Below are 22,058 nucleotides of genomic sequence, written 5' to 3' on the forward strand. Positions count from 1 at the left end.
CGACGGTTTGCTATAAAAAAAGTAGCTGCTGGCGCCCGGTGGGTCGGCGCCGCATGCTGTTTTGATTCCAGGCAGCCGTCCAAAAAACTAGGAGACAATCGCAGGATGAATCCCTCACCCCCTTCTGCCCCCGCCAACGGCGCGCCGCGGCTGCAGCTGACGGGCATCACCAAGCGATACCCGGCCGTGGTGGCCAACGATGGCGTATCGCTCACGGTGCAGCCCGGCGAGGTGCATGCGGTGCTGGGCGAGAACGGCGCCGGCAAGTCCACGCTGATGAAGATCATCTACGGCGCCGTGAAGCCCGACGAGGGCCAGATGCTGTTCGACGGCCGCCCGGTGCAGGTGCGCAATCCGCAGGAGGCGCGCCAGCTGGGCATTGCCATGGTGTTCCAGCATTTCAGCCTGTTCGACACCCTGACCGTGGCCGAGAACGTCTGGCTGGGCCAGGACAAGAGCGTGCCGCTGGCCGAGGTGGAGCGCCGCATCCGCGCCACGGCCTCCGAGTACGGCCTGGGTATCGACCCACTGCGGCCCGTGCACACGCTCTCCGTGGGCGAGATGCAGCGCGTGGAGATCATCCGCGCGCTGCTCACGCAGCCCAAGCTGCTGATCCTGGACGAACCCACCTCGGTGCTCACGCCGCAGGCGGTGGACAAGCTCTTCGTGGTACTCAAGCAATTGGCCAGCGAGGGCTGCAGCATTCTCTACATCAGCCACAAGCTGCATGAAATCCGCGCGCTGTGCACGGCCTGCACGGTGATGCGCGGCGGGGTGGTCACCGGCGTGTGCGATCCTTCGCAGGAGTCCAACGCGTCGCTGTCGCGCATGATGATCGGCGCCGAGCCGCCGGCCCTGGCGCACCGTGAGGTGACCACGGGCGGGGTGGTGCTGCGCGCCAGTTCCTTGAGCCTGCCGGCGGCCGACCCCTTCGGCGTGCCGCTCATCGACATCGACCTGGAGGTGCGTGCGGGCGAGGTGGTGGGCATTGCCGGCATCTCGGGCAATGGGCAGAAAGAGTTGCTCTACGCCCTGTCGGGCGAGGACCAGCGCGCCGCGCCCGCCATGGTGCAGGTGGCGGGGCCGCAGGGGCTGGTGCCCGTCGGCCGCATGAACCCGCGCCAGCGCCGCGCGCTGGGCCTGCACTTCGTGCCCGAAGAGCGCCTGGGCCGCGGCGCCGTGCCCAGCATGGGGCTGGCGCACAACCTCCTGCTGACCCGCACCGATGCGGTGGGCGCTTTCGGCTGGCTGCGCATGGGGCAACTGCAGGCGCAGGCGCGCGCCATCATCGCGCGCTTTCAGGTCAAGGCGGGCGGGCCGAATGCGGCGGCCAAGTCGCTGTCGGGCGGCAACCTGCAGAAATTCATCGTGGGGCGCGAGATCGACGCCGGCCCGCGTCTGCTCATCGTCTCGCAACCCACCTGGGGCGTGGACGTGGGCGCTGCCGCGCAGATCCGCGGCGAGATATTGAAACTGCGCGACCAGGGCTGTGCCGTGCTGGTGCTCAGCGAGGAGTTGGACGAATTGTTCGAAATCTGTGACCGGCTGCACGTGCTGGCCAAGGGGCATCTGTCGCCGTCCGTGCCACGCGCCGAGGCGACGGTGGAGCGCATCGGCGAATGGATGAGCGGCCTGTGGCATGCCGAGGTGCAGGCGCACCTGCGCGCGACCAGCGCACCCGAGGAGGCCGGCCATGCTCAAGCTTGAGGCGCGCCCCGAGGCGTCGCGCCTGTTCGTTTTTGGCTCTCCGCTGCTTGCGCTGGCGATCACGGTGCTGATCGGCGTACTGCTGTTTGCGGCCCTGGGCAAGGACCCGGTGCGCGGGCTGCAGGTGTTCTTCTGGGAGCCGATCAAGTCGCCCTATGCGTTGGGCGAATTGGCCGTGAAAGCCACACCGTTGCTGCTCATCGCGCTGGGACTGGCAGTGTGTTTTCGCTCCAATGTCTGGAACATTGGCGCGGAGGGGCAGTTCGTGATCGGCGCCGTGGCTGCGGGCGGCGTGGCACTGCTGGCCGACAAGGCCACCGGTCCGTGGATCGTGCCGGCCATCCTGGTTGCCGGAGTGCTGGGGGGCATGGCGTGGGCGGGCATCACGGCGCTGCTGCGCGACCGCTTCAATGCCAACGAAATCCTGGTCAGCCTGATGCTGGTGTACGTGGCCACGCTGGTGCTGGGCTATCTGGTGTACGGCCCCTGGAAGGACCCGATGGGCTTCAACTTCCCGCAGACCAAGATGTTCGAGCCTGTCACGCAGATGCCCAAGCTGTTCACGGGCTCGCGTGTGACCATCGGGCTACCGCTGGCGCTGCTGGGCGCGGCGCTGCTGTGGGTGTTTCTGTTCCGCATGCGCGCGGGCTTCGCGCTGCAGGTGGGCGGGCTGGCGCCGGCGGCGGCGCGCTACGCGGGCTTTTCGTCGCGGCGCGCGCTGTGGACGGCGCTGCTGATCTCCGGCGGCCTGGCGGGCCTGGCGGGGGCGCTGGAAGTGGCCGGACCCATCGGCCAGCTCACGCCGTATGTACCGGCGGGCTATGGTTTTGCGGCCATCATCGTGGCCTTCGTAGGGCGGCTGCATCCGGTGGGCATGGTGCTGTCGGCGCTGCTGATGAGCATGTTCTACATCGGCGGCGAACTGGCGCAGTCGCGCATGGGATTGCCGAAGTCGCTCACGGGCGTGTTCCAGGGCCTGCTGCTGTTCACGCTGCTGGCATGTGACACCTTGATTGCCTACCGCGTGCGGTGGGTGGGTGCCAGGGGAGGGCGCGCGTGATGGAATCGTACGCATTGCTGCTGGGCAGCACGCTGAGCGCCGGCACGGTGCTGGCCATCGCCGCGCTGGGCCTGCTGATCAACGAGAAGGCTGGCATCGTCAACCTGGGGGCCGAGGGCATGATGCTGTGCGCGGCCATCGCCGCGTTTGCCACCGTGGTGCACACGGGCAGCTTCACGCTGGGGCTGCTCGCGGGCATGGCGGCCGGCGCGGTGCTGGCGGCGCTGTTCGGCGTGCTGGTGATCTGGTTCAACACCAACCAGTACGCCACCGGCCTGGCCCTGAGCCTGTTTGGCGTGGGCTTCTCGGCCTTCGTGGGCATCGGCTATGTGCAGGCCAAGCTGCCGGACACGCCCAAGTTCGCCTGGCCGGTGTTGGGCGATCTGCCGGTGGTGGGCCAGGCGCTGTTCAGGTTGCACCCGCTGGTCTATCTGACCGTGGTGCTGGTGGCGCTCCTGGTGTGGTTCCTTTACCGCACGCGCGCCGGCCTGGTGCTGCGCTCAGTGGGCGAGTCGCCCGAATCCGCCCATGCTCTGGGCTATCCCGTGCGCGGCATTCGCCTGGGAGCCGTGGCGGCGGGCGGTGCGCTGTGCGGGCTGGCGGGCGCCTACATCTCCACCGTGTACACGCCGCTGTGGGTGGAGGGCATGGTGGCCGGGCGCGGCTGGATCGCACTGGCGCTGACCACTTTCGCCACCTGGCGGCCCGCGCGCGTGCTGCTGGGCGCCTACCTGTTCGGCGGCGTGACCATGCTGCAGTTCCATCTGCAGGCCACGGGCGTGCAGGTGGCCAGTCAGTTGCTGTCCATGCTGCCCTACGTGGCGACCATCGTGGTGCTGGTCCTCATTTCGCGCAACCCGGCCTGGATTCGTGCGAACATGCCGGCCGCGCTCGGAAAGCCGTTCCATCCGGGCAGCTGACCCCGTTTTCCATCCATAAAACCCATCGCAATGAACGTACTGAACAAACGATCCCTTTTAAAGGCTGTGGCCCTGTCGGCTGTGGCCCTCGCCACGCTGGCGGCCTGCGGTAAGAAGGAAGAGGCGCCTGCCGCCGCACCGGCACCGGCCGCCGCCCCCGCGGCCGACAAGCTGAAGATCGGTTTCATGTACGTGAGCCCCATCGGCGATGGCGGCTGGACCTACCAGCATGAGCTGGGCCGCAAGGCGATCCAGGAGAAGTTCGGCGACCGCATCGAGACCTCGTTCGTCGAGAGCGTGCCCGAGAGCGCCGACGCCGAGCGCGTGATGCGCGACATGGCAGGCCAGGGCAACAAGCTGATCTTTGCCACGAGCTTCGGCTACCAGGAGTTCGTGCAGAAAGTTGCGGCCGACCTGAAAGACGTGAAGTTCGAGCACGCCACTGGCTACAAACAGGCCGACAACGTGGCCACCTACGACACCAAGACCTTTGAAGGCGCGTACCTCGCGGGCATCGTTGCGGGCGGCATGAGCAAGACCAAGACCGTGGGGGTGGTGGCCTCGGTGCCGATCCCCGAAGTGGTGCGCAACATCAACAGCTTCGTGCTGGGCGCGCAGAGCGTGGACCCGTCGATCAAGGCCAAGGTGGTGTGGGTCAATGAATGGTTCAGCCCGCCCAAGGAGGCCGAGGCCGCCGCATCGCTGCTCAACGGCGGCGTGGACGTGATGTACCAGAACACCAACTCGCCGGCAGTGCTCAAGGCGGCGGAGGAGCGCGGCGCGCGCGCCTTCGGCAAGGACGGCGACATGAGCGCCTATGCGCCCAAGGCGCACCTGGGCTCGGCCGTGATCGACTGGACGCCCTACTACACCAAGGTGGTCGAGGACACGCTGGCCGGCAAGTGGCAGGGCGGCGCGCACTGGTGGGGTGTGAAGGAGGGGGCGATCGACCTCTTGAAGATTGCTGACGACGTGCCGCAGGAGATCAAGGACCGCGTGGCCAAGGCCAAGGCAGGCATGCAGGACGGCAGCTTTGCCGTCTGGACCGGTCCCATCAAGGACAACGCTGGCAAGGAAGTGCTGGCCGCCGGCACGGTGGGCGACCTGAAGTTCCTCTCCGGCATCAATTTCTACGTGGCCGGCGTGGAGGGCAAGGTGCCCGGCACCGACGGCAAGTGACAAACACGGGCGCGCCCCTCAAGATGGGCGCGCCTTTTGCTTTGAAACCTGGGTCCGCTTTCACATTCCGACGAAAGAAAAACCATGACTGATCTGCGCAAACGTTCCCTGTTCCAGATGGCTGCACTGACGGCCGTCGCCGCCACTGCTTTGGTGGCCTGCGGCAAGAAGGAGGAGCCGGCTCCGGCGGCCCCCGCGCCGGCTGCGGCACCAGCGGCTGCGGCCGGCCCGCTGAAGATCGCCTTCGCCTACGTGGGGCCGGTGGGCGATGGCGGCTGGTCCTACGCGCATGACCAGGCGCGCAAGAAGCTGGAGGCCGAGTTCGGCGACAAGATCCAGACGTCGTACGTGGAAAGCGTGCCCGAAGGCCCAGACGCCGAGCGCGTGCTGCGCGACATGGTCACGCAGGGCAACAAGCTGATCTTCGGCACCACGTTCGGCTACATGGACGTGATCCAGAAGCTGGGCGCCGAGTTCAAGGACGTGAAGTTCGAGCACGCCACAGGCTACAAAACCAGCGACAACACGCGCATCTACGACAGCCGCACCTATGAGGGCGCGTACCTCGCGGGCATCATCGCTGGCGCCATGACCAAGACCAATACGCTGGGCGTGGTGGGCTCGGTGCCGATTCCCGAGGTGATCCGCAACATCAACAGCTTCACGCTGGGCGCGCAGAGCGTGAACCCGCAGATCAAGACCAAGGTGGTCTGGGTCAACGAGTGGTTCAGCCCGCCGAAGGAGACCGAAGCCGCCACTTCGCTGATCAATGGCGGCGCCGACGTGCTGTTCCAGAACACCGACTCGCCCGCCGTTCTCAAGACCGCCCAGGAAAAGGGCAAGCGCGCCTTCGGCTGGGACAGCGACATGACGGCGTACGGCCCCAAGGCCCACCTGGCGTCGGCCATCATCAACTGGGCTCCGTACTACACCAAGGCCACCAAGGACGTGCTGGAAGGCACCTGGACCACCGGTCAGCACTGGTGGGGTGTGAAGGAAGGCGCGATCGACCTCGTCTCCATCGCCGAGGACGTGCCCGCCGAGGCCAAGGCCAAGGTCGATGCGGCCAAGAACGGCCTGAAGGATGGCAGCTTCGTGATCTGGAAGGGCCCCATCGTGGACAACGCGGGCAAGACCGTCCTCGACCAGGGCGCAGTGGCTGATGACAAGTTCCTCACCAGCATCAGCTTCTACGTCAAGGGCGTGGAGGGCCAGGTGCCCGGCGGCGACAAGAAATAAGCGGCCATTGCCGCACCAGGCGGCTTTCTTTGCGGAGATCGTCCGCCCGGTACAACGAGCCACCCTTCGGGGTGGCTTTTTTGTCGGTATGGCCATGCCCGCCGTTGCGGGCCGGGAGGTGTTGCACATGCGCGCCGACAAGGCATCATCGGCCTACCGCCGCGACGTCCCGTAGGTTGCGGCCTCATTTTTTGGAGCCTGCCGATGTTCAAGGTCCCGCCCATTCCCGCCGAACGCCTGCCCGGCCTGCTGAGGGCCATGCCCAAGGCCGAACTGCACATCCACATCGAGGGCTCGCTCGAGCCCGAGATGATCTTCGCGCTGGCGCAACGCAACGGTGTGCCGCTGCCCTACGCCAGCGTGGAAGAACTGCGCCGTGCCTACGCCTTCACCGATCTGCAGAGCTTCCTGGACATCTATTACGCAGGCGCCAGCGTGCTGCTGCATGAGCAGGATTTTTACGACATGGCCCGCGCCTATCTTGCGCGAGCAGCTATGGATAACGTAGCGCATGCGGAAATCTTCTTCGACCCGCAGACGCACACCGCGCGGGGCGTGCACATCGAGACCGTGATCAACGGGCTGCACCGTGCCTGCGCGGACGCGCGCAGCAGCCACGGCCTGTCTGCGTCGCTCATCCTGTGCTTTCTGCGGCACCTGAGCGAGGAGGATGCCCTCGCCACGCTGGAGCAGGCCCTGCCGCTGCTGGACCGCATCGTCGGCGTGGGGCTGGACAGTAGCGAGCGCGGCCACCCGCCCGAGAAGTTCGCCCGCGTGTTCGAGCGCTGCCGCGCCCTGGGCCTGCACGTGGTGGCCCATGCGGGTGAAGAGGGGCCGCCGGCCTATATCTGGAGCGCGCTGGACGTGCTGCAGGCCGAGCGCATCGACCACGGCGTGCAGGCCGTTCACGACCCGGCGCTGATGCGCCGACTGGCCGATGAGCGCATACCGCTCACCGTGTGCCCCTTGTCCAACCTGAAGCTGTGCGTGTTCCCGCGCCTGGCCGATCACAACCTGCTGCAGCTGCTGGAGGCGGGGCTGGCGGTGACCGTGAACTCCGACGATCCCGCGTACTTCGGCGGTTACGTCAACGACAACTTCACGCAGCTCTTCGCGGCGGTGCCGGCGCTCACGGCGCGCCATGCCTACCAGTTGGCCTGGAACAGCTTCGAGGCCAGCTTTGCCGCCGAAGCCGACAAGCGCGCATGGCACCACCGGCTCAAGGAGTGCTTCGAGCAGTTCACGGAGAACGACTGAGGCACCGCGGGGCGTGTCGCTCGCACGCAGCCGGGTGCTAGGCATTCCGCTGCGTTGCGTCTATCCTGCGTTGGCCCGGGCCGGGGACCGGCAGGGGTGCACCACAACAAAGGAGACAACGCATGCAAGAGAGAGTGACTCGTGCTGCGGCGCCATGCGCGCTGTTGGCGACGGCGGTCCTGGCCCTGCTGGCCGGCTGCGGGGGCAACGACGACGCGGACGACGCGCCGCTGGCGTACCAGGCGGAGATCCGCCGCACCGCGATGGGCGTGCCGCACATCAAGGCCTCCAACTGGGCCGGCGGGGGCTTCGGTATGGGGTATGTCCAGGCGCAGGACAACCTGTGCACGCTGGCGGATGCCTTCCTCACCTACCGGGGCGAGCGCTCGCGCTACTTTGGCGGCAGCGCACAGCTGGTCTACAACAGCACCATCGGACGCCCGCGCAACATCGACTCGGACTTCTTCCACCGCCATGTGATCTCCGCCGACGTGGTGCAGAAGATGGCCGCGGCGCAGCCCGAGAATCTGCGGCAGATGGTCGAGGGCTTCGTGGCCGGCTACAACCAGTACGTGGACGTTGCCAAGAAAGGGACGGCCCACGCGGCCTGCCGCAGCGAGGCATGGGTGCAGCCCATCACGCAGGAGGACGTCTGGCGCCGCATGTACGCGGCCAACTTGGCGGGTGGGTACAGCAATTTCGTGGAGGCCATCGCCAATGCCGTCGCCCCTGCCGCAGCCAAGGCCGGCGCGGCGCAAGACGCGCAGACCGCCCCGTCCCTGGACCAGCGCCTGACCACACCTCCCGCCCTGCAGGTGGGCGGTGACGCGGGCATCGGCAGCAACATGTATGGCTTTGCGCCAGCGGCCACGGGCGAGTCCAGCGGCCTGATGTTCGGCAACCCCCACTGGTACTGGAAGGGGCCGGACCGGTTCTACCAGGCCCAGGTCACGATCGACAATCAGGTGAACGTCAGCGGCGTCGGATTCCTGGGCGTGCCGCTGGTGCTGATCGGTTTCAACGACAACGTCGCCTGGAGCCACACGGTCTCCACGGCGCGGCGCTTCGGCTTCTTCCAGCTGCAGCTGCAGTCGGGCGACCCCACCACCTACCTGCGTGACGGCCAGCCGGTCAAGATGGCGCCGCGCAGCATCACCGTGTCCAGCCGCAATGCCGACGGCACGCTGAGCGATGTGACGCGCACGCTGTACACCTCCGAGTACGGGCCGTTGGTCAACCTGGCGGGGCTCAACCCCGCTCTGGCCTGGAGCCAGAGTACGGCCTTCGCCATCCGTGACATCAACGGCGAGAACTTCCGCACCTTCCGCAACTGGATGCGCTGGAACCAGGCGCGTTCGCTGGAGGAGTTCATGGCCATCCAGAAGGAAGAGTCCGCGATTCCATGGGTCAACACGGTGGCCGTAGGGCGTGGCAGCGCGCGGGTCTGGTACGCGGACATCGGCGCGGTGCCCAACGTGTCGTCCGAGCAGGTGGCCGCGTGCACCACGCCGTTCGGCGCGGCCGTGGGTGCGGCGCTGCCCAACGTGCCGTTCTTCGACGGCTCGCGCAGCGCCTGCGACTGGCAGACCGATGCGGACTCCAAGCAAAAGGGCGCCATCGGCCCGTCGCGCATGCCCAGCCTGTTGCGCGAGGACTATGTGGGCAACATGAACGACAGCTACTGGCTGTCCAACGCGAATGCGCCGATCACGGGATACCCGGCCATCTTCGGTCCCGCGGGCACGGCGGCGTTGACGTTGCGCACGCGCCTGGGCCACACCATGGCCCTGGAGCGGCTGGCCGGCACCGACGGCTACGCCGGCAACAAGGCCAGCGCCGCCATCGTGCGCGACATGGTGCTGAACAGCCGCGTGTTCTCGGCCGAGCGGTTCAAGGACGAGATCCTGACGCTGATCTGCACGCCCTCGCAATGGATGGTGAACGGTGCCACGGTGGACGCCACGCAGGCCTGCGCCACGCTGCGTGCGTGGGACAACCGCGGGAACAAGGAGTCCCGGGGCTCCCATCTGTGGGACGAGTTCTGGACCCGCGTGCCCACCACGGGGCTGTATTCGGTGCCCTTTGACGCGGCCGACCCGCTGAATACCCCGCGCGGGATCAACGTGGCGGCCGTGACCGCGCTGCGCCAGGCCATGGCCACGGCCATCAGCCGCGTGGGGCAGAGCGGGTTTGCGCTGGATGCACCGCGCGGCGAAGTGCTGTTTGCCACGAAGGGCGGTGCCAAATTGCCGCTGTACGGCGGCTGTGGCGGCGTGGGCTACTTCACCATCACCTGTTCCGAGAACGACATCACGGCGGGCGGCTACAGCATGGACGGGCAGCCGCATGGCAACTCATACATGCAGGTGGTGAGCTTCCCCTCCAGCGGCGTGCAGGCCCACACCTTCCTGACGTTCTCGCTGTCCGACGATCCGGCGTCGCCGCATTTTGGCGACTACACCAAGGCCTACAGCGCCAAGCAGTGGGTGCGCATGCCATTCTCGGAGTCTGAGATCACGGGCCACCCGGACTACCGGACGACCACCGTCTCCGCCAGCGCCAAGTAACGGCGCGCAACGGCGCGCCGGTGCCATGCGCACCGGCCAGGACGACCCTCTGTGCAAAGGCCCCGCCATGCGGGGCCTTTGTTCATGGAGCGGCGGGGAGGCGGTAGTTCACAGCGCGGTGCGCAGCCGCCAGATCTCGGGGAACAGCACCACGTCCAGCATCTTGCGCAGGTAGCTCACGCCGCCGGTGCCGCCGGTGCCGCGCTTGAAGCCGATCACGCGTTCCACCGTGGTCACGTGGCGAAAGCGCCAGAGGCGGAAGGCATCTTCCAGGTCGGTCAGCTCCTCGCCCAGCTGGTACAGGTCCCAATACCTTTCTGGATCGCGGTACACGGTCAACCAGGCCTGCTCCACGGCTTCGCTGGCCTCGTAGGGCTGGCGCCAGTCGCGCTCGGTATGGCTGGCCGGCACGGGCAGGCCGCGGCGCGCCAGCAGGCGCAGTGCTTCGTCGTAGAGCGAGGGCGCCTCGTAGGCCGCCTGTACCTGGGCCAGGCGCTCGGGGTGGTGGGCATGGGGCTGCAGCATGGCGCGGTTCTTGTTGCCCATGGCGAACTCGATGCACCGGTACTGGTAGCTCTGGAAACCGCTGGACTGGCCCAGGTACGGGCGCATGGCGGTGTACTCGGGCGGCGTCATGGTGGCCAGCACGTCCCAGGCGTGCACCAGCTGCTCGAGGATCTTGGACACGCGTGCCAGCATCTTGAAAGCGGGCGGCAACTCGTCACGCGCGATATGGGCGATGGCCGCGTGCAGCTCATGCAGCATGAGCTTCATCCACAGCTCGCTGGTCTGGTGCTGCACGATGAACAGCATCTCGTCGTGCGCGGGCGACAGGGGCCTTTGCGCGCCCAGCACGCTGTCCAGCTGCAGGTAGTCGCCATAGCTCATGCTGTGGCTGAAGTCGAGCTGTGCGCCCTCCTGGCGAACGATGGCTTCGGTGGCGCCGGAGGATGCGCTGGGGTGGTGGGGGCAGGTCATGGTCAGGTCACGGCGTTGAGGTGGTTGAACTCGGGCTTGCGCCATTCGCCGGATTCCAGCACCTGGCGCAGGTGCTGCACGGCATTCCACACGTCTTCAAATCCGACATACAGCGGCGTGAAGCCAAAGCGCAGGATGTCCAGGTGCTTGCCGCCGTCGCCCTTGCGGAAGTCGCCGACCACGCCGCGCGCGATCAGGGCCTGCACGATGGCGTAGGCCCCGCTGCCGACGCCCTGAACGCCCAGGCCGTCGCCGCGTGTCAGGCACACCTGCGAACCGCGCGCCGCATGATCGCGCGGCGTGGCCAGTTCCAGGCCGTGGCCGGCGCAGTGCTCCTCGACCAGCGCGATGAACAGATCGGTCAGTGCGAGCGACTTGGCGCGCAGCGCCGCCATGCCGCCCAGAGGCTCGGCGGCGGTAAAGATGTCCAGCCCGCACTGCAGGGCCGACAGGCTCACGATGGGCTGCGTGCCGCAGAGGTAGCGTGCGATACCCGGTGCGGGCTGGTAGTCGGGCGTGAAGGCGAAGGGCGCGGCATGGCCGAACCAGCCCGACAGCGGCTGCGCAAATGTCGCATCCGGGCGGTCCGCCAGGCGCGGGTGCACCCACACGAAGGCGGGCGCGCCAGGGCCGCCATTCAGGTACTTGTAGCTGCAGCCCACCGCATAGTCGGCATTCGCGGCCAGCAGGTGCACGGGCACGGCGCCCGCGCTGTGGCACAGGTCCCAGACGCACAGAATGCCGTGGGCGTGCGCCTGCGCGGTCACGGCGGCCATGTCGTGCATGGCGCCGGTGCGGTAGTTCACGTGGGTGAGCAGCAGGACGGCGACCTGGGGCGTCAGCCGCGTGGCGATTTCCTCGGGCTCCACTAGCACCAACTCCAGTCCGTACTCCTGGCACACGGACTGGGCGATGTACAGGTCGGTGGGGAAATTGCTGCGCTCGCTGACGAGCTGGGTGCGACCGGGATGGTCCGCGCGGGCCACGCGCGCGGCAGCCGACAGCACCTTGTACAGGTTGACCGAGGTGGTGTCGGTGAACACCACCTGGTCCGGCCCCGCGCCGATCCAGGGAGCGAACTGGTTGCCCAGGCGCTGCGGCAGGCTGACCCAACCAGCCTTGTTCCACGAGGTGATGAGGTCCTGTCCCCATTCCTGCTGCACTACTTGGGCCACGCGCGCCGGCGTGGCGCGGGGCAGAGCGCCCAGGGAATTGCCGTCCAGGTAGATCACGCCCTCGGGCAGGCTGAAATGGTCGCGCAGGCTGCGCAGCGGGTCCTGCGCATCGCGTGTGCGGCACTCTTGCAAGGTAGTCATGTGGTTTTTGCTATTAATAAGTAGCTTTTGGCGCTTGCTGCATGAGCGTTAGAGGCCAAAACGGCCTAATGGTCATGCGCGCGGCGGCAGCGCACGCAGCACGGCGCGCACGGGCGATGCGTCGGCCGTGGTGAGCTTGAGCGGCAGCGCGATGAGTTCGTAGTCGCCCTCGGGCACATCATCCAGCACCAGGTTCTCCAGCACGCGCAGGCCACGCCGGCGGATCACCTGGTGGCTGGGCAGCGGCTTGCTGTCGGCGGGGTCGATGCTGGCGGTGTCGATGCCCACGAGCACTACGCCGGCGTCGGCCAGGCGCTCGATGGTGTCGGGCGCGTAGGCCGTGAGGCCCGCGTCCCAGCGGTCCAAGGGCATGCGGGCGTAGGTGCGCACCAGCACCCGCGGCGGCAAAGTGCCCGTCATCGCATGGGCAATGTGGTGCCATTCGATGAGCGGCCCGCAGTCCAGCGCATGCACCACGCGGCAGGGGCCGATGAAGGCTTCCAGCGGCAGGGCGCCGATGGCTGCGCCGTCCGCTGCGTAGTGCAGGGGCGCGTCCGCGTGCGTGCCCACGTGAGGCGAGAGCGTGAGTGCGCTCACGTTCACCGGGCAGCCAGGGCCCAGTGTGGCGCTCCACTGCTGCTGGTAGGGTGTATCGCCCGGGAACACGGGGCTACCCGCATGCACGGGGGCAGAGATGTCCCAGAGCGCAGGCGATGGCGTGGAGGTGGCGGTCATGGCGCGCATGCTATGCGCGGCGGAGGGGCGGGTAAATGGTTTATCCCTGATGGGTGATTCATTTAGATAATCCATTCTCACAGAGACATTTTTGGGTTAAATCATGCAAGCCGAGATCGACCGTACCGACCGCCAGCTGCTGCGCGCGCTGCAGGACAACGCCCGCCTGACCTCCGGCGAACTGGCCGAAATGGCGCACCTGTCGCAGTCGCCCTGCTGGCGGCGCGTGAAGCGGCTGGAGGACGCCGGTGTAGTGCGCGGCTACCACGCGCAGCTGGACCGGCGTGCGGTGGGGCTGGGTGTGATGGCTTTCGTGATGGTGGGCATCGACCACCAGACGGAGGCGCTGTCCGTGGCGTTCGAGGAGGCGGTGTGCGCCATTCCCGAGGTGGTGCTGTTCCACGGCATCTCGGGCCCCGCGGACTTCCTGCTGGTGGTCGTAACGACCGACCTGGACGCGTATTCCGAGCTGCTGCAGCGGCGCCTGCACCGCCTGCCGGGCGTGCGCCAGGTGCAGACCTATTTTTCGCTGCAGGAATTCAAGGGGCGTATCGGCGGGTTGCCCGTGTGAAAGCGGGTCCTGCGGCGTTCAGAGCACCAGCCCGTTCAGTGCCGGCAGATGGTGGCGCTGGCGCGCGCGGTTGCAGGCAGCGCTGCCGGCTTCGAATTCGCGGCAGGGCGAGGGGCGCCACTCGTAGATGCCGCAGGCCGCGCGCTGGCCCACCTGGCCCGTGAGAGCCGAGCAGCGCGGCTGCGCATGGTCCGTGCCGCGCATGCGCGCGGTGTGGTCCGTGACCGGCACCACCAGCCCATCGGGAACGCAGCCGCCCAATTCCTCCGTCTCGTGCACCGAGAAGTCCACGCGAAAGCTGGCGCAGCAGGCGCCACAGGTCAGGCAGGGGTGAAGAGTGGTCATGGCGTACGTCGCAGGGGGTGTCATTGTGACGCGCCACAGGTCCTGATGTGCATCAATCCAGCAGCGTGCAGTTCCATTAGAATGAGAATTACTTTTATTCATTGACTGCAATACAACATGCTTCACACGGGGAATGACGCCGCGCAGCCGCGGGGGCTGGACACCTTGCCGCATGGCGTGCCGGCCACGGTTGCCGGGCTGCTGCCAGCGCAGGATGGCCGGTCGCAGGCCATGGTGCTGCGCCTGATGGAGATCGGTTTCCTGCCGGGCGAGCCCGTGCGCGTGATTGCCCGGGGCTTTCCCGCGGCCGACCCCCTGGCCGTTCGCGTGGGCCAGGCCACTTTTGCCCTGCGCCGCCATGAGGCGGCCCTGGTGCAGGTGCGCGTGGATGCGCTGGAGGCCGCGGCATGAGCACGGCGGCATCTCCCCTGCACATCGCGCTGCTGGGCAACCCCAACTGCGGCAAGACGGCGCTGTTCAATGTGCTGACCGGCGCACGCCAGAAGGTGGCCAACTACGCGGGCGTCACCGTGGAGCGCAAGGAAGGCCTGTTCACCACCGCCAGCGGCCGGCGCGTGCGCGTGTTGGACCTGCCCGGCGCCTACAGCCTGCACGCGCAGAGCCTGGACGAGGCCGTCACCCGCGATGTGGTCACCGGCCGCCGCCCAGGAGAGGCCATGCCCGAGCTGCTGGTCTGCGTGACCGATGCCACGCACCTGCGCCTGAACCTGCGCCTGGTGTTGGAGGCGCGCGACCTGGGCCTGCCCATGGTGCTGGTGCTGAACATGAGTGATATGGCGCAGCAGCAGGGCATCCAGATCGACCGCGAAGTCCTGGCGCGCGAACTGGGCCTGCCCGTGGTGACCACCGTGGGCGTGCGCGCCGACGGGGCGCGCGAGCTGCTGCAGTGGCTGGACACGGCCACCCCGCAGGCCGCCCGCGGCGCCGCCGTGGGCACGCAGGCGCCACCGCCCGTCAATGCGCTGGAGGAAGACCGCCCGCAGCGCGTGCAGCAATTGCACCAGGAAGTGCGCCGCATCATGGGGCTGGCCGTGCGCGAGCCCGCGCTGCGCCTGCAGCGCGACGACCGCATCGACGCCGTGGTGCTGCACCCGCTGTGGGGCATGCTGCTGCTGGCGGTGACGCTGTTCCTGATGTTCCAGGCCGTGTTCAGTTGGGCAGAGGTGCCCATGGGCTGGATCGAAGGCGCCACGGCCGCCGTGGCCGAATGGCTGAACGCCCACATGGCCGAGGGGCCGCTGCGCAGCCTGCTGGCCGACGGCGTGATCGCCGGCGCAGGCGGGGTGCTGGTGTTCCTGCCGCAGATCCTGATCCTGTTCTTCTTCATCCTGGCGCTGGAGGAATCCGGCTACCTGCCGCGCGCGGCCTTCCTGCTGGACCGCGTGATGGGCACCGTCGGCCTGTCGGGACGCTCGTTCATTCCGCTGCTGTCCAGCTTCGCCTGCGCGGTGCCGGGCATCATGGCCACGCGCTCCATTCCGGACTGGCGCGACCGGCTCGTCACCATCCTCATCGCGCCGCTGATGACCTGTTCGGCCCGCCTGCCGGTGTACGCGCTGCTCATCGCGGCCTTCATCCCCGATCGCACGGTGGCGGGGCTGTTCAACCTGCAGGGGCTGGTGTTGTTCGCGCTGTACCTGGGCGGCATCGTGAGCGCCATGGCCGTGGCGGCCGTTGCGCGGCTGGCGCGGCGCGGCGACGGCGCCACGCCGCTGCTGATGGAGCTGCCCGCCTACCGCTGGCCCAGCGTGCGCAACCTGGCGCTGGGGCTGTGGGAGCGCGCGGGCATCTTCCTGCGCCGCGTGGGCGGCATCATCCTGCTGGTCACCATCCTGCTGTGGTTCCTGTCGTCGTACCCCGCGCCGCCGGCGGACGCCACGGGGCCGGCCATCGAATACAGCTTCGCCGGGCGCATCGGCGCCGCGCTGGAGGTGATCTTTGCGCCCATCGGCTTCAATTGGCAGATCAGCATCGCCCTGGTGCCCGGCATGGCCGCGCGCGAGGTGGCGGTGAGCGCCCTGGGCACGGTGTACGCGATTGCCGCTTCGGCCGACGACACGGCCGCGCAGCTCGCGCCCATGCTGGCGGCGCAATGGTCGCTGGCCACGGCGCTGTCGCTGCTGGTGTGGTTCATCTTCGCGCCGCAGTGCGTCTCCACCATCGCCGCCGTGCGCCGCGAGACCAACGGCTGGCGCTGGCCGCTCGTCATGACGGGCTATCTCTTCGCACTGGCCTATGCGGCCAGCTTCATCACCTACCGCGTGGCCCTGGCGCTGGGCGGTGGTTGAAACCGTCACCAAGGAGCAGAACCATGTGGCAAGACATTCTCACCGCCGTGATCGTGGCCGTGGCCGCCCTGGCGCTGCTGTGGCGCTGGCTGCCGCAGCGCTGGCGCGCCCGCGCCGCGCGCGTGCACCCGGCACTGGCGCCCATGGCCAAGACCGGCAGCAGTTGCGGGGGCTGCAATGCCTGCGCAGGAGACCGCTGCGCGCCGGCACGCAAGCCCTGAAGCCGGGATAGCCCGGTCGCGGGCCTAAAAGCATAGCTGCCGGCGCCTGCCAGGCAAAGGTTTCAGTATCAAAACTATCTGAAATCATTGCCTGGCAAGCGCCAGCAGCTCTTCTTTTTGAAGAACCAATTCAAGCGGCCTGCGGCCACTCCTGCGTGTCGCCCAACGGCGGCAGGCCCAGCTTGGCGCGCGTGTCGTGGCAACCGTAGGAGGCGAACGGAAAGTCGCGGCACGGCTGGGGACGTTGGTCGTAGATGCCGCAGCCGATGCAGCCGTTGCCCAGGTCGGCCAGTGCCACGCAGCGCACGGGGTGGCGCTCGGTGCCGTTCATGCGGTAGCGGTTGCCTCCGGCCTCATGGGCCAGGGCGTCGGGCACGCGCCCGCCCATGGACTGCAGTTCATAGACGGAGAACTCCACGCGGTAGTTCTGGCAGCATGCACCGCAGTGCAGGCAGGGGTGGACGGGGACGGACATGCAGGTTCCTCGGGTTCTGGTGCATCGGCAACGGGCCCCATCCCAGGTGCGACGCGCAGCCGGCACCGGGGATCGCGGGCGATCAAGGGGAGCGATGGGAGGGCGGGCATGCGCTGGGGCGCCTGCCGCGCAGAACCGGGCCGCTAGGTGTGGCCCTGGAGGAACTTCAGGTAGAAGGTATGAATGCGCACCTGCAGCGCATGCACGCGTGCCGCCATGCGCCGGGCGGCCGCGTGCAGTTCAGGCGCCAGCGGGCGCTGGCGGGCGGGGCAGGGTGGATGGCCCGGGCGCGTGGGGTGGAGTTGCGCGGGGGCCATGGGTGGGATGCGGGATAGGTTTAGACGCGGCCGAGCAGCAGGTACTCCATGAGTGCCTTCTGCACGTGCATCCTGTTTTCCGCCTCGTCCCAGACGACGGACTGGGGGCCGTCGATCACGTCGGCCATGACCTCCTCGCCGCGGTGCGCGGGCAGGCAGTGCATGAACAGCGCGTCGGGCTTGGCCACGGCCATCATCTCGGCGTCCACGCACCAGTCGGCAAAGGCCTTGCGGCGCGCTTCGTTCTCGGCCTCGTAGCCCATGCTGGTCCACACGTCGGTGGTCACCAGGTCGGCGCCGCGGCACGCATCCATGGGATCGGCAAAGACCTTGTAGCAGCCCGCGCGGTGGGGTTTGCCGCCGAAGGCGAGCTTCTCGTCCACCTCATAGCCGCCGGGGGTGCTCACGTGCACGGTGAAGCCCAGCAGATCGGCCGCCTGCAGCCAGGTGTTGGCCATGTTGTTGCCGTCGCCCACCCAGGCGACGACCTTGCCCGCGATCGAGCCGCGGTGCTCGATGTAGGTGAACAGGTCCGCCATGATCTGGCAAGGATGGAACTCGTTGGTCAGGCCGTTGATGACGGGCACGCGCGAGTATTCGGCGAAGCGCTCGATCTTGTCGTGGCCGAAGGTGCGGATCATCACCAGGTCGGTCATGCGGCTGATCACGCGCGCACTGTCCTCGATGGGCTCGGCGCGGCCCAACTGGCTGTCGCCCGTGGTCAGGTGCACCACGCTGCCGCCCAGCTGGTACATGCCGGCCTCGAAGCTCACACGCGTGCGGGTGCTGGCCTTCTCGAAGATCATGGCCAGGGTGCGGTCGGCTAGCGGGTGGTACTTCTCGTAGCTCTTGAACTTGCCCTTGATGATGGCGGCGCGCGAGAACAGGTAGTTGTATTCGTCGGCGGTGAAGTCGGTGAATTGCAGGTAGTGCTTCATACGCGGTCGATCTTCTTCATTCAGACAGGAAGGTCTGCACCAGGGGTGTGAGCAGGGCGACGATCTCGTCGGCCTCTGCGCGCGTGAGGGTGAGCGCGGGCACCAGGCGGATCACGCGCTCGGCGGTCACCGACAGCAGCAGGCCGGCCTCGGCTGCGCGATCGATCAGCACGCCGCAGGGGCGGTCCAGCTCCATCCCGATGATCAGGCCCTGGCCGCGGACTTCGTTCACGCCAGCGGTCTCACCCAGTGCGCGCTGCAACTCGGCCTTCAGGTGGGCGCCCACGTCCGCGGCGTTCTGCAGCAGGCCGTCTTCTTCCATGATTCGGATGGTTTCCACGCCCGCGCGCATGGCGAGCGGGTTGCCGCCGAAGGTGGAGCCGTGGTTGCCCGGCTTGAGCACCTGCGCGGCGGCGCCGTGCGCCAGTACTGCGCCCACGGGAACGCCCGAGCCCAGGCCCTTGGCCAGCGTCATCACGTCCGGGACAATGCCGGCCCACTGGTGGGCAAACCACTTGCCGGTGCGGCCCATGCCGGCCTGCACCTCGTCAAGCATCAGCAGCCAGCCGTTGGCGTCGCACAGCGCGCGCACCTGCTGCAGGTAGTCGGCGCGCATGGGATGCAGGCCGCCTTCGCCCTGGATGGGCTCCATCATCACGGCGACGATGTTGGGGTTGCCTTCGGTGGCCTCCTGCAGCGCCTCGATGTCATTGGGCGCCACGCGCAGGAAGCCCTCCAGCAGCGGGCCGAAGCCGTTGCGCACCTTGGGGTTGCCAGTGGCGGTCATGGTGGCGATGGAGCGGCCGTGGAAGGCATGGTCGTAGACCACGATCACGGGTTTTTCGATGCCCTTGTCCACGCCGTACTTGCGCGCGATCTTGATGGCAGCCTCGTTGGCCTCCAGGCCGGTGCTGCAGAAGAACACATTGGTCATGTGCGCGCGCTCGGTCAGCAGCTGGGCCAGCTTTTCCTGTCCCGGCACATGGTAGTAGTTGGAGGTGTGGATCAGCTTGGCGATCTGGTCCTGCAGCGCCGGCACCAGCTTGGGATGGTTGTGGCCCAGCGTATTCACGGCGATGCCGCCCAGTCCGTCGAGGTACTGCTTGCCGTTCACGTCCCACACACGCACGCCCTGGCCTCGCTCCAGCGCGATGGGTACGCGGCCATAGGTGTTCATCACGTGGGGCGAGGCAGCCTCGACAAATGCGGTCATGCGGACATCTCCTGACAAGAGAGGGAAACGGGGAACAGCCCCAAAAAGGGAAATGCGATTCTAGGGGCTGCCCCCGCGCGCACCATTGAAGATTGCGCATCACAGTCATGCGCTGCGCTTGCGTTCAATGCTGGCAGGCGGTGCTGGGGCATTGGAGGGTAGCTCTTATATAAGAGTTAGAATCCGTGCCACGCCGACGCACAAGGTCGGCGCCCCTTACACGACCCGAACCCGATGGTTGCTCCCTCCTCCAAAGAAGTCTTCATCCAAGGCATTACCCTCGAAGGGAGGACCTTTCGGCCCAGCGACTGGGCCGAGCGCCTGGCGGGGGTCATGAGCCAGTTCCGCCCCGGCGGTGCCGTGCCTGGCAGCCACCTGAACTACTCCCCCTGGTGCATTCCTACCAGCATGAACGGAGTGAAGTGCGTGGTGGTCCACCGCGACCTGCAGGCGCACGAGCCCATGGCGTGGGACTTCGTGCTCAACTTTGCCAGAGACAACAACTTGCAGGTCGTCGAAGCCTGCCTGCTCCCCGATCCCAAGGCCTGACAACACAGGCCTTTTCTTTTGGGTGGGCGTGTGTGCCCCCGAGGTGCTGTGCCGAGCAGCGCCGGGCACAAAAAAACCGCCTGGAGGCGGTTTCTCTGCTTTGCTGACAGCGCACCCGTTACAAACGGCGGGTGGCGACCCACCCGGGCTGTTGGCCTGCGCGGGGCAGGCGGTGAATTTAGGCGGCTGCCAGAGCCAAGGCTTTCACCTTGGCGGACAGGCGGCTCTTGTCGCGAGCTGCCTTGTTCTTGTGGAAGATGCCCTTGTCGGCGATGGTGTCCAGCACGGACTGGGCCTTGGCGAACAACTCGGTTGCCTTGGTCTTGTCACCGGCCAGAACAGCCTTCTCGACGTTCTTGACGGCGGTGCGGTACTTGGAGCGCAGCGAGGTGTTGGCTGCGTTCAGCTTGAGGCCTTGGCGGGCGCGCTTGCGGCCCGATGCCAGGCGGGGGTTCTTTTTCTTTGGCTTTCCAGATGCCATGGTATGTGTTCCTTGTGTCTGAGGATGTTGTCAGCAAAGCCGGCCATTATAGCGCAGCCGCCATTTCGGGCGTGGCGCGGCGCCAAACGCATACACTTGCGCCGGTGTCCCTGTTCAAAGCCGCTTCCACCGTATCGCTGTTGACCCTGGCCTCCCGCGTGACGGGCCTGGTGCGTGATCTGCTCATGGCCTCGATGTTCGGCGCCAACGTTCTGACAGACGCTTTCAACGTCGCTTTTCGCATTCCCAACCTGTTTCGCCGCTTGTTCGCCGAAGGGGCGTTCAGCCAGGCCTTCGTGCCCGTCCTGGCCGCGCACAAGGCGCAGCATGGCGATGAGGACACCCATGCACTTGTGAACGCCGTGGCCACGGCGCTGTTCTGGGCGCTGCTACTGACCTGCGTGCTGGGGGTGGTAGGAGCGCCGCTGCTCGTGTGGGCGCTGGCCAGCGGGTTGCGCCAGAGTCCGGAGGGGTTCGACGCCGCCGTGTTCATGACGCGCTGGATGTTCCCCTACATTGGATTCATGTCGCTGGTGGCCCTTTCTGCGGGCGTGCTCAACACCTGGAAGCGCTTTGGCGTGCCGGCCGCCACACCCGTGCTGCTGAATCTGTGCATGATCGCGGCCGCTTGGCTGGGCGCGCCACAACTGGCGGCGCGGGGCATAGAGCCCATCTACGCCATGGTGGGCGGGGTGATGGGTGGCGGGGTGCTGCAACTGGCGGTGCAATTGCCCGCATTGCGCCGCCTGGGGCTGCTGCCCCGCATCGGCATGACCTGGGGCAGGGTACGCAGTGCCTGGCAGGACCCAGGCGTGCGCCGCATTCTTACCCTGATGGCGCCGGCGTTGCTGGGCGTGGGAGTGGCGCAGATCTCGCTGATGATCAACACGCAGATCGCGTCCTATCTCACGCCGGGCAGCGTGACATGGCTGTTTTATGCTGACCGCCTCATGGAATTTCCCACGGCCCTGCTGGGCGTGGCGCTGGGCGTGGTGCTCACGCCGCAGTTGTCGGCCGCCAAGGCTGCGGGAGATGGTGAACGCTACTCGGCCATGTTGGACTGGGGGCTGCGCATCGTGGTGCTGCTGGCTGTACCCTGCGCCGTGGGACTGCTGACCTTCGCAACGCCGCTGGTGGCCACGCTGTTCCACCATGGTGCGCTGAACGACGGCGACGTGCGGCAGATCTCCGTGGCGCTGGCAGGCTATGGAGCGGGGTTGCTGGGCCTGGTGGCCATCAAGGTGCTGGCGCCGGGTTACTACGCCAGCCAGGATATCCGCACGCCCGTGCGCATCGCCATCGTGGTGCTGGTGGCCACGCAGATCATGAATGCCGCGCTGGTGCCCCTGCTGGCGCACGCGGGGCTGGCGCTGTCGATCGGCTTGGGTGCGCTCATCAACGCCCTGTGGCTGCTCACGGGGCTGCTGCGTCGGGGAAGCTTTCGCCCGCGCGAAGGCTGGGGCCGGTTTGCGCTGCAGGTGATTGCCGCCAGTGCGCTGCTGGCCGTGTTCCTGCTCTGGGCCTCCCACCACTTCGACTGGCTGGCGCTGCGAGCGCACAGCTTGCAGCGTGCGGGACTGCTGGCGCTGCTGCTCGCCGCATCGGCTGCGCTGTACTTTGGCGCGCTGTGGGCCTGCGGGCTCAAGCTGCGCCAGCTGTTGCGCCGCTGAAGGGAGAGGGC

General features: G+C 67.4%; 22 protein-coding genes. 13 read left to right on the forward strand and 9 right to left on the reverse strand.

Features of this window, described 5'->3' with window-relative positions; translation table 11 throughout:
• The first annotated feature begins 105 nt into the window (after positions 1 to 105).
• The 7 genes from AC1PPL_RS05295 to AC1PPL_RS05325 all read left to right on the forward strand — a co-directional run bounded on the left by AC1PPL_RS05295 (position 106) and on the right by AC1PPL_RS05325 (position 9,929).
• Entirely contained in the window at positions 106 to 1,707 is a 1,602-nt protein-coding gene (locus AC1PPL_RS05295; RefSeq protein ID WP_312791584.1) for an ABC transporter ATP-binding protein, read from the forward strand.
• Positions 1,694 to 2,767: an ABC transporter permease gene (locus tag AC1PPL_RS05300; RefSeq protein ID WP_088886347.1), complete on the forward strand. Its 1,074-nt coding sequence runs from the start codon at positions 1,694 to 1,696 to the stop codon at positions 2,765 to 2,767. Before AC1PPL_RS05295 ends, AC1PPL_RS05300 begins: the two co-directional genes overlap by 14 nt.
• The gene (locus AC1PPL_RS05305; RefSeq protein WP_172207694.1) at positions 2,767 to 3,687 is read left to right on the forward strand and encodes an ABC transporter permease; all 921 of its coding nucleotides are present in this window, start codon (positions 2,767 to 2,769) and stop codon (positions 3,685 to 3,687) included. The genes AC1PPL_RS05300 and AC1PPL_RS05305 overlap by 1 nt, the downstream gene beginning before the upstream one ends.
• 30 nt (positions 3,688 to 3,717) lie before the next feature.
• Positions 3,718 to 4,866 (forward strand): BMP family ABC transporter substrate-binding protein, encoded by a 1,149-nt coding sequence (locus AC1PPL_RS05310; protein WP_015913826.1) that lies wholly within the window; start codon positions 3,718 to 3,720, stop codon positions 4,864 to 4,866.
• An 84-nt stretch (positions 4,867 to 4,950) separates the two neighbouring features.
• The gene (locus AC1PPL_RS05315) at positions 4,951 to 6,105 is read left to right on the forward strand and encodes a BMP family ABC transporter substrate-binding protein (protein ID WP_047351071.1); all 1,155 of its coding nucleotides are present in this window, start codon (positions 4,951 to 4,953) and stop codon (positions 6,103 to 6,105) included.
• Between the two features lie 204 nt (positions 6,106 to 6,309).
• On the forward strand, positions 6,310 to 7,362 hold the full coding sequence (locus AC1PPL_RS05320; RefSeq protein WP_015913824.1) for an adenosine deaminase: 1,053 nt from the start codon (positions 6,310 to 6,312) through the stop codon (positions 7,360 to 7,362).
• A 122-nt stretch (positions 7,363 to 7,484) separates the two neighbouring features.
• On the forward strand, positions 7,485 to 9,929 hold the full coding sequence (locus tag AC1PPL_RS05325) for a penicillin acylase family protein (RefSeq protein WP_479972840.1): 2,445 nt from the start codon (positions 7,485 to 7,487) through the stop codon (positions 9,927 to 9,929).
• Between the two features lie 108 nt (positions 9,930 to 10,037).
• Here the strand turns inward: AC1PPL_RS05325 and kynA are convergent, their stop codons facing one another.
• The 3 genes from kynA to kynB all read right to left on the reverse strand — a co-directional run bounded on the left by kynA (position 10,038) and on the right by kynB (position 12,967).
• The gene (kynA, locus tag AC1PPL_RS05330; RefSeq protein ID WP_479972841.1) at positions 10,038 to 10,907 is read right to left on the reverse strand and encodes a tryptophan 2,3-dioxygenase; all 870 of its coding nucleotides are present in this window, start codon (positions 10,905 to 10,907) and stop codon (positions 10,038 to 10,040) included.
• Positions 10,908 to 10,909: 2 nt separating this feature from the next.
• The gene (kynU, locus tag AC1PPL_RS05335; protein WP_479972842.1) at positions 10,910 to 12,223 is read right to left on the reverse strand and encodes a kynureninase; all 1,314 of its coding nucleotides are present in this window, start codon (positions 12,221 to 12,223) and stop codon (positions 10,910 to 10,912) included.
• Positions 12,224 to 12,295: 72 nt separating this feature from the next.
• The gene (gene kynB, locus AC1PPL_RS05340) at positions 12,296 to 12,967 is read right to left on the reverse strand and encodes an arylformamidase (RefSeq protein WP_479972843.1); all 672 of its coding nucleotides are present in this window, start codon (positions 12,965 to 12,967) and stop codon (positions 12,296 to 12,298) included.
• Positions 12,968 to 13,061: 94 nt separating this feature from the next.
• Here kynB and AC1PPL_RS05345 point away from each other — a divergent pair, with 94 nt between their 5' ends.
• The gene (locus AC1PPL_RS05345) at positions 13,062 to 13,529 is read left to right on the forward strand and encodes an Lrp/AsnC family transcriptional regulator (RefSeq protein WP_015913819.1); all 468 of its coding nucleotides are present in this window, start codon (positions 13,062 to 13,064) and stop codon (positions 13,527 to 13,529) included.
• 18 nt (positions 13,530 to 13,547) lie between these two features.
• On the opposite strand, the gene AC1PPL_RS05350 is transcribed toward AC1PPL_RS05345, so the two are convergent.
• Entirely contained in the window at positions 13,548 to 13,874 is a 327-nt protein-coding gene (locus tag AC1PPL_RS05350) for a YkgJ family cysteine cluster protein (RefSeq protein WP_479972844.1), read from the reverse strand.
• A gap of 117 nt (positions 13,875 to 13,991) precedes the next feature.
• On the opposite strand from AC1PPL_RS05350, the gene AC1PPL_RS05355 reads away from it, so the two are divergent.
• From AC1PPL_RS05355 to AC1PPL_RS05365, 3 genes are read left to right on the forward strand one after another with little or no spacing between them, the layout of a single operon-like run.
• The gene (locus AC1PPL_RS05355) at positions 13,992 to 14,285 is read left to right on the forward strand and encodes a FeoA family protein (protein ID WP_015913817.1); all 294 of its coding nucleotides are present in this window, start codon (positions 13,992 to 13,994) and stop codon (positions 14,283 to 14,285) included.
• Complete coding sequence (feoB, locus tag AC1PPL_RS05360; protein ID WP_123675998.1) at positions 14,282 to 16,183, forward strand: ferrous iron transporter B; 1,902 nt, start codon at positions 14,282 to 14,284, stop codon at positions 16,181 to 16,183. The genes AC1PPL_RS05355 and feoB overlap by 4 nt, the downstream gene beginning before the upstream one ends.
• 23 nt (positions 16,184 to 16,206) lie before the next feature.
• Complete coding sequence (locus AC1PPL_RS05365) at positions 16,207 to 16,404, forward strand: hypothetical protein (RefSeq protein ID WP_011806146.1); 198 nt, start codon at positions 16,207 to 16,209, stop codon at positions 16,402 to 16,404.
• Positions 16,405 to 16,534: 130 nt separating this feature from the next.
• On the opposite strand, the gene AC1PPL_RS05370 is transcribed toward AC1PPL_RS05365, so the two are convergent.
• The 4 genes from AC1PPL_RS05370 to AC1PPL_RS05385 form a co-directional block, all read right to left on the reverse strand.
• Positions 16,535 to 16,879 (reverse strand): YkgJ family cysteine cluster protein, encoded by a 345-nt coding sequence (locus tag AC1PPL_RS05370; protein WP_011806145.1) that lies wholly within the window; start codon positions 16,877 to 16,879, stop codon positions 16,535 to 16,537.
• Positions 16,880 to 17,022: 143 nt separating this feature from the next.
• The gene (locus AC1PPL_RS05375; protein WP_220637720.1) at positions 17,023 to 17,196 is read right to left on the reverse strand and encodes a hypothetical protein; all 174 of its coding nucleotides are present in this window, start codon (positions 17,194 to 17,196) and stop codon (positions 17,023 to 17,025) included.
• 20 nt (positions 17,197 to 17,216) lie between these two features.
• Complete coding sequence (argF, locus tag AC1PPL_RS05380; protein WP_011806144.1) at positions 17,217 to 18,134, reverse strand: ornithine carbamoyltransferase; 918 nt, start codon at positions 18,132 to 18,134, stop codon at positions 17,217 to 17,219.
• A 16-nt stretch (positions 18,135 to 18,150) separates the two neighbouring features.
• The gene (locus AC1PPL_RS05385; RefSeq protein ID WP_270174026.1) at positions 18,151 to 19,347 is read right to left on the reverse strand and encodes an aspartate aminotransferase family protein; all 1,197 of its coding nucleotides are present in this window, start codon (positions 19,345 to 19,347) and stop codon (positions 18,151 to 18,153) included.
• 234 nt (positions 19,348 to 19,581) lie between these two features.
• On the opposite strand from AC1PPL_RS05385, the gene AC1PPL_RS05390 reads away from it, so the two are divergent.
• Positions 19,582 to 19,896: a DUF3579 domain-containing protein gene (locus AC1PPL_RS05390; protein ID WP_011806142.1), complete on the forward strand. Its 315-nt coding sequence runs from the start codon at positions 19,582 to 19,584 to the stop codon at positions 19,894 to 19,896.
• Positions 19,897 to 20,074: 178 nt separating this feature from the next.
• Here AC1PPL_RS05390 and rpsT read toward each other — a convergent pair whose 3' ends face one another.
• Positions 20,075 to 20,377 carry a 30S ribosomal protein S20 gene (gene rpsT / locus AC1PPL_RS05395; RefSeq protein WP_011806141.1) on the reverse strand — a complete coding sequence of 101 codons (303 nt, stop codon included), beginning with the start codon at positions 20,375 to 20,377 and terminating at the stop codon, positions 20,075 to 20,077.
• Positions 20,378 to 20,481: 104 nt separating this feature from the next.
• Between rpsT and murJ the strand changes: the two genes are divergently transcribed.
• Positions 20,482 to 22,047, forward strand: a complete 1,566-nt coding sequence (murJ, locus tag AC1PPL_RS05400) for a murein biosynthesis integral membrane protein MurJ (protein WP_047350742.1) — start codon at positions 20,482 to 20,484, stop codon at positions 22,045 to 22,047.
• Positions 22,048 to 22,058 lie beyond the last annotated feature (11 nt).

Source organism: Diaphorobacter sp. B2A2W2, from assembly GCF_056730635.1.